The sequence below is a fragment of the Rhodoferax sp. OV413 genome (assembly GCF_945881795.1).
In the GTDB taxonomy this organism is placed as follows: Bacteria; Pseudomonadota; Gammaproteobacteria; order Burkholderiales; family Burkholderiaceae_C; genus Allorhodoferax.
This window is the reverse complement of the sequence record NZ_CAMCVG010000115.1, coordinates 1-5160: the sequence shown is the minus strand read 5'-3', so window position 1 is coordinate 5160 and position 5160 is coordinate 1. Positions and strand designations below refer to the sequence as shown.

The 5160-nt window shown below is 63.3% G+C and carries 6 protein-coding genes; 5 read left to right on the top strand and 1 reads right to left on the bottom strand.

Features of this window, described 5'->3' with window-relative positions; translation table 11 throughout:
• The 4 genes from Q0O05_RS11095 to Q0O05_RS11080 all read left to right on the top strand — a co-directional run.
• On the top strand, positions 1-185 hold a 185-nt coding region (locus Q0O05_RS11095; protein ID WP_293663055.1), incomplete at its 5' end, for a TOBE domain-containing protein.
• Positions 185-937, top strand: a complete 753-nt coding sequence (locus tag Q0O05_RS11090; protein WP_293663054.1) for an SDR family oxidoreductase — start codon at positions 185-187, stop codon at positions 935-937. The genes Q0O05_RS11095 and Q0O05_RS11090, both read left to right, overlap by 1 nt.
• A 44-nt stretch (positions 938-981) precedes the next feature.
• The gene (gene dalD, locus Q0O05_RS11085; protein WP_293663053.1) at positions 982-2382 is read left to right on the top strand and encodes a D-arabinitol 4-dehydrogenase; all 1401 of its coding nucleotides are present in this window, start codon (positions 982-984) and stop codon (positions 2380-2382) included.
• Positions 2383-2438: 56 nt separating this feature from the next.
• Positions 2439-3407, top strand: coding sequence for an AraC family transcriptional regulator (locus Q0O05_RS11080; protein WP_293663052.1), 969 nt, complete (start codon positions 2439-2441; stop codon positions 3405-3407).
• Between the two features lie 18 nt (positions 3408-3425).
• Here the strand turns inward: Q0O05_RS11080 and Q0O05_RS11075 are convergent, their stop codons facing one another.
• Positions 3426-4217: a helix-turn-helix transcriptional regulator gene (locus Q0O05_RS11075; protein WP_293663051.1), complete on the bottom strand. Its 792-nt coding sequence runs from the start codon at positions 4215-4217 to the stop codon at positions 3426-3428.
• A 96-nt stretch (positions 4218-4313) separates the two neighbouring features.
• Here Q0O05_RS11075 and Q0O05_RS11070 point away from each other — a divergent pair.
• A partial coding sequence (locus Q0O05_RS11070) for a DMT family transporter (RefSeq protein ID WP_293663050.1) occupies positions 4314-5160 on the top strand: 847 nt, incomplete at its 3' end.

Genomic DNA, 5160 nt, shown 5'->3' with positions numbered 1-5160 from the left:
TGATTGAGGCTCTTGGCGCCGAGACCCTGATCTACGTGACTACCCAGAGTGGCGCCCAACTGGTAGCCCGCCTGAACACCCGCACCCAGTTGAATGTGGGCGCCGACGTAGGCGTGCACATCGATTCAGATGCCGCCCACCTGTTTGATGCCAACGGCCGTGTTGTTGCCGCGGGCGCACTTTGATGTCCGCCCTCATGACACCTCATCCACAGCAACCCCTTCACGGCCAGGTGGCCGCTGTCACGGGTGCCGCATCAGGTATCGGTTTTGCCAGTGCCAGCGCAATGGTCCAAGCCGGTGCCCGCGTGGTGCTGATTGACCGTGATCGCACCGCGCTGGACAAAGCCTGCGCAGCCCTGGGGTCGCAAGCCGTGCCCCTGGTGCTGGACCTGCTGGACCGCGACCAGTGCGCCAGTTTGCTGACCCAAGTGTTGGCCTTGGAAGGGCGTTTGGATGTGTTCCACGCCAACGCCGGCCTGTATGTGGGCGGCGATCTGGTGGACAGTGATCCGGACGCCATCGACCGCATGCTCAACCTGAACATCAATGTGGTGATGAAGAACGTGCACAACGTGCTGCCGCACATGATCGCGCGGGGTTCAGGCGACATCATCGTGACCAGCTCACTGGCTGCGCACTTTCCTACACCCTGGGAGCCCGTGTATGCGTCGTCCAAGTGGGCTATCGACTGCTTTGTGCAGACGGTGCGCCGCCAGGTGTTCAAACACGGCCTGCGCGTGGGCTCCATCTCGCCGGGGCCGGTCATTACCTCTTTGCTGGCAGATTGGCCCGCCGACAAGCTGGCAGAAGCCAAGGCCAAAGGCAGTCTGCTTGAAGCCTCGGAGGTCGCTGACGTGGTGATCTTCATGCTGACCCGCCCACGCGGCATGACGATCCGCGACGTTGTGATGATGCCCACCCAGTTTGATCTTTAAGCGATCCCCCAGCGAACCCTGATCCACTTTATTCACGCCTGACCATGACCACGATTCTTCACCTCGGACTGGGCTCGTTCCACCGCGCACACCAAGCGCTTTACATCCATGAACTGCGACAGCGTGGCGATGCCGAATGGTCCATCACCGGCGGCAATTTGCGCCCGGACATGCTGGCCACCATGGAGGCCCTAAAGGCCCAAGACGGCGCGTACACGCTGGAAACCGTCACTCCCCAAGGCGAGCGCAGCTATACCCGCATTGAGTCGATCCAGAAAGTCATTCCGTACCAGGATGACCTGGCCCCACTGATTGCAGCAGGCGCTGAGGCCGCCACCCGCATCATCTCGTTCACGGTGACCGAAGCCGGTTACTACTTGGACGCGAAAAATCAGCTGGACTGGGCCACTTTTGCTGACCTGCGAGCTGACCTGGAGGCGGTAAAGGCAGGCCGCGCCGGCCACACCATCTACGGCGGCTTGGTCAGCATCTTGCGGGCCCGCATGCACGGCGGCGCCGGTGCGGTGACCCTGATGAATTGCGACAACCTGCGCCACAACGGCGAGCGCTCGCGCGCCGGCTTGCTGCAGTTCATTGACGCACTTGGCGACACCGCGCTCAAGGCCTGGGTGGAGCAAAACACCAGCAGCCCCAATGCCATGGTGGACCGCATCACCCCGCGCCCTACGCCCGATGTGGCTGAGCGCGTGAGGGCCGCTACCGGCTGGGACGACCAGGCCGCCATCATGGGTGAGAGCTTTATCCAGTGGGTGATTGAAGAGAACTTCATTGCCGGCCGCCCCGCCTGGGAACAGGTGGGCGTGGAGATGGTGAGCTCGGTCGATGCCTATGAGGAAGTCAAGATCCGCCTGCTTAATGCCACCCACAGTTGCATTGCTTGGGCCGGCACCCTGGTGGGTTATCAGTACATCCACGAGGGAACGCATGACTCTGTCATCCGCCGCATTGCGTTTGACTATGTGACGGACGACACCATTCCTGTGCTGGACACGCCCGAAAAACCCAGTCCGCTGGATCTGCGCGCCTACCGCGACGTAGTGCTGGATCGCTTCGGCAACCCCGCCATTTGCGACACCAACCAGCGCGTGGCCATGGACGGTTATTCCAAAATCCCCGGCTTCATTGCGCCCACAATCCGCGAGCGTCTAGCCCGGGGTGAGTCCATCTCGAGCGTGGCCATGTTGCCTGCGCTGTTTCTGGCGTACCTGCAACGCTGGCACCGGGGGCAGATTGCCTACACTTACCAGGACCAAGCCATGGACCCGGCTGCAGCGCATGCCATTTGTGAGTCGGCCGACCCGGTCGCGGCCTTTGCGGCAGACCCGGTGCTCTGGGGCCCGCTGGCATCCAACCCGCAGCTCTTGGGTGCATTGCGTGTGGCGCATGAGCGGGTGGGCCTGTTTGTGAAGAACCACCTGGGCTGAGCGCCGAGCGAATGCTGGTAATGTGATGTGTTGACGTTTTTCAGAGGGAAGTTGCCATGGTCGCCACCCACGCATCGATCACGCCCATGAGTGCACAGGCCGCCGGCCGCCGCAAGGCGCCGGAGCTGGAGGCTGACTACAACCGCAATCCATCGCTGGGCTATGAGCCTACCGACGAGGTCGGCTTCATCCGCTGCCTCGATCACGGCTACCCCACACCCTTGGCCCGTTGGCATTGCCATGACGAGTACGAGCTGCACCTGATCACCGCCACGACTGGCAAAGCCTTTGTGGGCGACTGGATCGGTCCGTTTGCGGCCGGTCAGCTGGTGCTCTGTGGCCCACGGCTGCCCCATAACTGGATCTCGCTGGATGTTCCGGAAGAGGGCGTTGCCCGGCGGGACCTGGTGATTCAGTTCCGCCACGAGCCCCTGCAACTGGCGTGTCAGGCCATCCCCGAGTTTCAGGAAATCATGCCCTTGCTGGAGCGTGCACGGCATGGGATCGAGTTTTTCGGCTGGGCGGATCGGGCCCAAGATCACTGGCATGCGGTGAAGGGCTCCCGCGGACTCAAGCGCTTGGCTGCTTTTTGCGATTTCATGACGGACCTGTCCCGCTGGGGCGACTACCGCCTGCTGTCCAACGTTCAGATGCGTGGTGTAGAGAACGATACCGAGTTGGACCAGATCAACACTATCGTCAACCGCATTACCGAGAACCCGTCGCACTCACAGTCGGCCGCTGAGGTGGCTGCAGAACTGGCCATGAGCGAGAGCCGGTTTTCGCGCTTCTTCCGGCGGGCGACCGGAAACACCTATACCGATTTTGTGAACCGTGTGCGCATCAATCGGGCCTGTCAGCTTCTGATGACTTCAGACCGTTACGTCACCAACATCTGCTACGACGTCGGCTTCAACAACGTGGCCAATTTCAACCGGCGCTTTCTGGAACTCAAGGGCATGACGCCTTCTGAGTTCCGCAAGCAAGCGGAGAGCCGTTTCGGCGGCGCTCCTGTGAGCGCCTAAGGTCCACGCCGACGGACCTCAGCCCAGGGCGGCTTTGCGCAGTTCGTCCGGTGTGCTGCCGGTGAGCTTTTTGAACATGGTGATGAAGGCGGACGCACTGCCGTAACCCAAATCCAGAGCAATCGTCTCCACGGTTTGCCCTGCTTCCAGCAGAGGCATGGCCCGCACCACCCGCAGGCGTTGGCGCCATTCGGCGAATGTCATTCCCAGATCCCGTTGGCAGCGGCGCATCAGGGTGCGCTCCGTGGTGTGCACCGCTTGGGCCAGTTCGGGTAGGGAGCGGTTGTCGCCCGGCTCTGCTTCCAGCATGCGCAGCACCGCACCCAGCGCGGGGTCTTCGGAGCCAGGCAGGTAGCTGCCGGCACGGGGCGCTACCACCAGCTGGTCCAGCAGGACCTTGAGCAGCCGGGTTTCAGCTCCCGCTGCGGGCATGCCGGCGGGCTGCAGGCGCAGATGTTCCAGCATGGCCCGCACCAGCGGGCTCACCGTGAGAGCACAGGGATCGGCCGGCAACTGGTGGCACAAAGGCGTGGACACATACAAGGAGCAATGGTGCGCGGCCTTGCGGTTCAGACCCACGTGTTCCAGATGGGGCGGTAGCCAGATGCCGTACTGCGGCGGCGCCAGATAGTGGTGCCCCAGCACTTTGACCTCCATGACACCGCTGAAGGAATACACAAACTCGCCCCAGGCGTGCTGGTGCTCGGGGTAGAGCCCGTGGTCCGGCACATAAGCGCTGCGGAACATCAGGGGCGCCGGCAGTGTGGAGCTGGAGAGGGGCACCTCCAGTTTGGGACGCAGGATGGGCATGCTTGTCGGCTATCGCGTATAGCTTGTCAGTTTTTCACTATATCAAGGAAAGCCGTCAGCCCAATAATCGTCTCATTCAATCAGTATTGGGGTGTTATGGATACGCGCAAGGCAATCGATGGGCAGGCCATCGTGGTGATGGTGGTGCTATGCGCCACCTGGGGCATGCAGCAGGTCGCTCTGAAAGCTACCGCGGCAGACATCGCACCGGTCATGCAGATCGGCCTGCGTTCGGGGCTGGCGGCGCTGCTGGTTGCCGGGCTGATGCGCTGGCGGGCGGAGCCGATGGACCTGCGCGATGGCACGCTGCGCCCCGGGCTGGCAGTGGGTGCCTTGTTCGCACTCGAATTTGTGCTGGTGGCCGAAGGGCTGCGCCACACCAGCGCCTCCCACATGGTGGTGTTTCTCTATACCGCCCCGGTGTTTGCGGCGCTGGGGCTGCATTGGCGCCTGCCGTCCGAGCGCTTGGGCCTGCGGCAGTGGGCGGGTATTGCGCTGGCGTTCGGCGGTCTGGCACTGAGTTTTCTGGGGCCGGAGCCCGGCTCGCCGGGCGGGCCCTCCGCGCAGCGCGCAGCGTCCATGCTGTGGGGCGACTTTCTGGGCCTCCTGGCCGGCCTGTCGTGGGCGGCTACCACGGTGGTGGTGCGCTGCTCGCGGCTGGCCAGTGCGCCGGCCACCCAGACCCTGCAGTACCAGCTGATGAGCGCCGGCGCGGTCCTGCTGCTGGTGGCCTTTGCGAGCGGGCAGGCGCAGGTGAACTTCACGCCGCAGGTGGCGGCCAGCCTGGCGTTTCAGGTGGTCATCGTGTCGTTTGCCAGCTTTCTGGCGTGGTTCTGGCTGCTGCGCACCTACCAGGCGTCCCGGCTCGGCGTGTTCTCGTTCATGACGCCGCTTTTTGGCATGGTGTTCGGCGCGTGGCTGCTGAACGAGCCGCTGGACACCC

Bases quoted from the DNA above. Each gene is read 5' to 3' on its own strand.
- dalD (WP_293663053.1), top strand. From the start codon at position 982: ATGACCACGATTCTTCACCTCGGACTGGGCTCGTTCCACCGCGCACAC.
- Q0O05_RS11090 (WP_293663054.1), top strand. From the start codon at position 185: ATGTCCGCCCTCATGACACCTCATCCACAGCAACCCCTTCACGGCCAG.
- Q0O05_RS11080 (WP_293663052.1), top strand. From the start codon at position 2,439: ATGGTCGCCACCCACGCATCGATCACGCCCATGAGTGCACAGGCCGCC.
- Q0O05_RS11075 (WP_293663051.1), bottom strand. From the start codon at position 4,217: ATGCCCATCCTGCGTCCCAAACTGGAGGTGCCCCTCTCCAGCTCCACA.